The sequence below is a fragment of the Longimicrobium sp. genome (assembly GCF_036387355.1).
Taxonomy (GTDB): Bacteria; Gemmatimonadota; Gemmatimonadetes; order Longimicrobiales; family Longimicrobiaceae; genus Longimicrobium.
On sequence record NZ_DASVTX010000422.1, the window covers coordinates 1 to 4,633 of the forward strand.

3 protein-coding genes and 1 pseudogene are annotated in these 4,633 nt (G+C 73.8%); all 4 read right to left on the minus strand.

Annotated features, from left to right (window positions below; translation table 11 throughout):
• Nucleotides 1–440 (minus strand): annotated as a pseudogene (locus VF665_RS18505) (hypothetical protein); the annotation flags it as partial.
• A 231-nt stretch (nt 441–671) separates the two neighbouring features.
• A complete protein-coding gene (hemB, locus tag VF665_RS18510) occupies nt 672–1,649 on the minus strand; it encodes a porphobilinogen synthase (RefSeq protein WP_331054937.1) in 978 nt (325 codons plus the stop codon).
• A gap of 21 nt (nt 1,650–1,670) precedes the next feature.
• Nucleotides 1,671–3,263, minus strand: coding sequence for a capsule assembly Wzi family protein (locus VF665_RS18515; RefSeq protein ID WP_331054938.1), 1,593 nt, complete (start codon nt 3,261–3,263; stop codon nt 1,671–1,673).
• A 23-nt stretch (nt 3,264–3,286) separates the two neighbouring features.
• A partial coding sequence (gene cobA, locus VF665_RS18520; RefSeq protein WP_331054939.1) for a uroporphyrinogen-III C-methyltransferase occupies nt 3,287–4,633 on the minus strand: 1,347 nt, incomplete at its 5' end.

The following is a 4,633-nucleotide window of genomic DNA, read 5'->3' on the forward strand; positions in this document are numbered from 1 at the left end:
CGCTTGCCCGACTGCACCCGCCACGGACGGAACTGCCGCTCGCGGGCGGCGCGCACGAGAAAGCGGGCGCCGCCAAACACCAGCACCGCCAGCACCCAGTCCAGCACCAGCACCGAGCGGGGCACCCCCGCAAGGGCACCGGTCATGAACAGGGCGCCCAGCAGCAGGGCGGTGCTCAGCGTCACCGCGCGAACAAGGTCCACCAGGTCGCGCATGCCCACGTGCCGCCACCACCCCTGAAACAGCCCGAACACCAGGAACGACCCCAGCCGCAGCGTGAGCAGGTAGGGCAGCGTGGACCAGAACACCGGAGCCACCTCGGGCGGCATCCGCAGGTCGAACCGGAGCGTAAAGGCGGCGTAATACGACAGCGGAATCAGCAGCAGGTGCAGCCCCAGAACGAGCGGGCGGCGCAGGCGCAGCAGAACGGTCGGCAGCATCGATCCCATCAGACAAAGGAAACCGCGGGCGGGCGCCACCAGGGCACGGCGCGCGTGCGCGGATGGGTACGGCAGAGGAAGATGCGGTCCGGCGGGATGACCGCGCCGGTGTGCCCCTCCAGAATCGCAAAGCCCCGGTTCGCGGGCTTCGCTGCCGTTCCGCACATTCGGGTCCATCAACGAACCATCGTGAACTTCCGGACAGGCGCAGGGCCTGGCGGCGTACCGCCGCTACCGTGAGCCCGCCCGCGCGAACTGCCGCGCGTAGTAGCTCACGATGCGGTCCGCGCCGGCGCGCCGGATGGAGGTGAGCGCCTCCACGTGCGCGCGCGGCCCGTCAATCCAGCCCAGCCGGGCCGCGGCCTCGATCATGGCGTACTCGCCGGAGACGTGGTACGCGAACACCGGGTAGCCCGTTTCGGCCTTGACCCGGTGAATGACGTCCAGGTACGACAGCGCCGGCTTCACCATCAGCATGTCCGCGCCCTCCGCCACGTCCAGCCGGGCCTCGCGCAGCGCTTCCAGCACGTTGGCGGGGTCCATCTGCGCAGAGCGGCGGTCTCCCTCTGACGGCGCACTCTCGGCGACGTCACGAAACGGGCCGTAGAAGGAAGACGCGTATTTGACCGCGTACGACAGGATGGCCGTGTGCGAAAAGCCGCCCGCATCCAGTGATGCACGCAGCGCGCCCACCCGCCCGTCCATCATGTCGGAGGGCGCCACCACGTCGGCCCCCGCGGCGGCGTGCGTGGCCGCCACCCGCGCCAGCAGCGGCAGGGTGAGGTCGTTGTCCACGTCCCCTCCCCGCAGCACGCCGCAGTGTCCGTGGCTGGTGTACTCGCACAGGCACACGTCGGTGATCACCAGCAGCTCGGGCAGCTCCCGCTTGAGCGAGCGGACCGCGCGCTGCACGATCCCGTCCTCGTCGTACCCGCCGCTGCCCGCCTCGTCCTTGTGCTCGGGAACGCCGAACAGCAGCACCCCGCCCACGCCCAGCCGCAGCGCTTCTTCGGCGTCGCGCACCAGCTCGTCCACGGAGGTCTGCTCCACGCCGGGCATGGAGCCCACGGGGCGGCGCACGCCGGTGCCCGGGACCGCGAAGAGCGGAAGGATCAGGTCCGCGGCCCGGACCTCCGTTTCGCGCGCAACGGAGCGCAGGGCCTCCGAACGCCGCAGGCGGCGGGGCCGGAAGGCGGGAAACTGTGACATCAACGGATCAGCCACCCTCGCTCAAAAGAATGCCGCCACCCCGGCCTGCAGGCGCTGCTCGCGCCAGCCGTCGCCGGCGTCGCGGTACCACGACCCGGTCAGATCCACCCCGCGCAGGCGCATGGACGCAGTCAACGCGCCCCCGCGGCTGCGTCCCACGCGCACCGGCGCAAACAGGTTGGCGCCTCCGAAGGCCTCCAGCGAGGCCGCGCTGCGGGTGCGAACGAACCCGCGGCCATCCACCCGCAGGCGGCCGTTCAGCAGCTCGGCCTGCGCGTAGCCGGACACCTCCCGCCCTTCCCCGCCCAGCGGATGGCCCAGCGGCCAGGAGCGGCGGGCCCAGTTCCCCCGCTGGCTGCTGTTGAAGTACCACGGGCCGTGCCCCAGGACCGATTCGGCGAAGCGGGCGTATTCGGCGCCGCCCGCCACGCCCGGCAGGGCCGGAAGCGCGGGAAAGAACACGCCCGCCACGGTACCGGGCACTTCGTCCAGCGCCCCGGCGCCATCATCCGCGCCGGTCTCCACGTACAGCGTCGCGGGCAGCCACCGCTCGGTGGGCAGCCGCAGCCGCCCGTCGAAAGACAGGATCTGGTTCTCGAAGTTGCTGCCGCGGATCACCCCCGCGGCCATGCGAAGCACCCGCTCCGGCGTGATGGGCTCGCCCTCGTTGCCGAAGATGGATGCGCGGTTGATCCCCAGCGTGAGGCGCGGGTGGGGCTGCGCCGCGACACGGGCGCCCCACATCCACGCCTCTTCGGGGTGCCGGGCCGGCTCGTCCATCCTGCTGGCGAACGTGTGCAGGCTCACCGGCCCCAGGTACCGCAGCACCGACGGCAGGCGCACCGGGCGGATGGTCTGCGCTTCCAGGCGGTTGAACGAAGTGTTGGGAAACAGCACCACCGCTCCTCCCACCCCGGGGCCGTAGCCCACCGGCTGGCGCCCGATGGACAGGGAGTACGGCCCGGCCGCCGCCACGCCCTCCCAGCGCGCCATGGCGGCGCTCTCGCGGTCTGCCCGGCCGTGCGCGAACAGTGCGGCCCGGCCGCCCAGCCGCACTGCGCCCTCCACCCGTGCCCGCGCCTCGGAGCGCTCCTCTACCGGCTGCGACTCGATGCGCCACGGCCCGTAGGAGATCACGGGGGTCACCCGCCCGCTCTCGCCTTCGTACCCGGCCTGCGCGCGGCCGCCAAGCAGGGCCATGCCCGCCGCTTCCCGGCCGGCGGAATACTCACGGAATTCCTCGCGAAAGCGGACCAGCCACCCGGCGGCGAGCGCCTGGTAGCGGGTGCCGGCCGCGTGCGCCGCGGCGGCCTCGAGCGCGGTGGCGACGGTGTGGCGCGGCACGGCGGTCTGGGCGGGCAGGTACCCCGGCGCCAGCCCCAGCGCCTCCGCGCGCCGCGCGGCGCGCACCGCCCAGTGCTCCGCCGGCACCAGCGGGGAGGCGCCGCGGTGGCCGATTCCCGCGCCCGAAAGCGCGGACGGCACCTGCTCCCCGCCCGCCGGCCGCGTGACCGCCGCCCCCGTGTCGGCCGGCACGGCGCCCGCATCGGCCCGCTGCGCCTCGAGCGGGCCCGCCACCGCGGCGCACGCCCCGGCCGCCAGCCAGCCCGCCATCCATACTCTCATACGGCGCATTCTCATCCCCGCGTTCGCGCGGCCGACGCACGGATGACCGCGACGAGGCCGGCGATGGTGTGGTCGGCTGCTTCCATGTCGACCGCGAGACCCGCCTCGCGCGCCGCGGCCGACGTTACCGGGCCGATGCTGGCCACCCGGGCGCCGCCCAGCTCCGCCCCGGCAAGCGCGACGAAGTTGCGCACGGTGGATCCGGCGGTGAACGCCACTACGTCCACTTCGCCGCGGGCCAGCAGCGCGCGCACGCGGTCCGCGCCCGCGCCGTCGGGCACCGTGGCGTACGCGGCCGCGTCGACCACCTCGGCCCCCGCCGCACGAAGGCGGTCCGGAAGCGCGGCGCCCGCCGCCTCTGCGCGGGGAAGCAGGATGCGCGCGCCGTGCACACCGCCAGCGGCGATCACCGCCTCGGCCGCGGCCTCGCCCAGCGACTCGGCGGGAACCAGGTCGGCGCGAATGCCGCGCGCGGCCAGGGCGGCGGCCGTTCCCGGCCCCACCGCGCATACCCTGACGCCCGACAGCGCCCGCGCGTCACGCCCGGCCGCCTCCATCGCCAACCACAGGTGCTGCACGGCGTTGGCACTGGTGAACACGATCCACCCGAAGCCGTGCAGCGCTTCCACCGCACGGGCCAGCGGCCCGGGATCGGCGGGCGGCACCACGCGGATGGTGGGAAACTGGACCACCTCTGCCCCCAACGCCGCGAGTTCGGCGGCAAACTCGCTCGCCTGCGCGCGGGCGCGCGTGACCACGATGCGCATGCCCGAGAGCGGGCGCCGGTCCCACCAGCCCAGCGTCTCGCGCAGGGAGACGACTTCGCCGACCACGATCAGCGAGGGCGCCCCGATTCCCGCCTGGGCCGCCAGGGCGGGAAGCGTCTGCAGCGTTCCCGTGACGGTGCGCTGGCCGGGGTAGGTGCCCCACTCGATCACCGCGGCCGGGGTGGAGGCGTCGCGTCCGGCTTGCACCAGCTTGCGGAAGTTTTCCTCCATCCGCCCCACGCCCATGTAGAACACCACCGTCCCCACGCCGCGGGCCAGGTGCGCCCAGTCCACGTCCGTCCCTGCCTTGGTGGGGTCCTCGTGGCCGGTCACGAAGGCCACGCTGGCCGCCATCCCCCGCTGCGTCACCGGGATCCCGGCGTACGCGGGCGCGGCGATCCCCGCCGTGACGCCGGGAACGACCTCGAACGGCACGCCGGCCTGGGCCAGCACCAGCGCTTCTTCCCCGCCCCGCCCGAACACGAACGGATCCCCGCCCTTCAGGCGAACGACGCTGCGAAAGCGCCCCGCCAGGTCGACGAGGATCTGGTTGGTTTCATCCAGTGTCTGCGCCTGAAAGCCGCGGCGCTT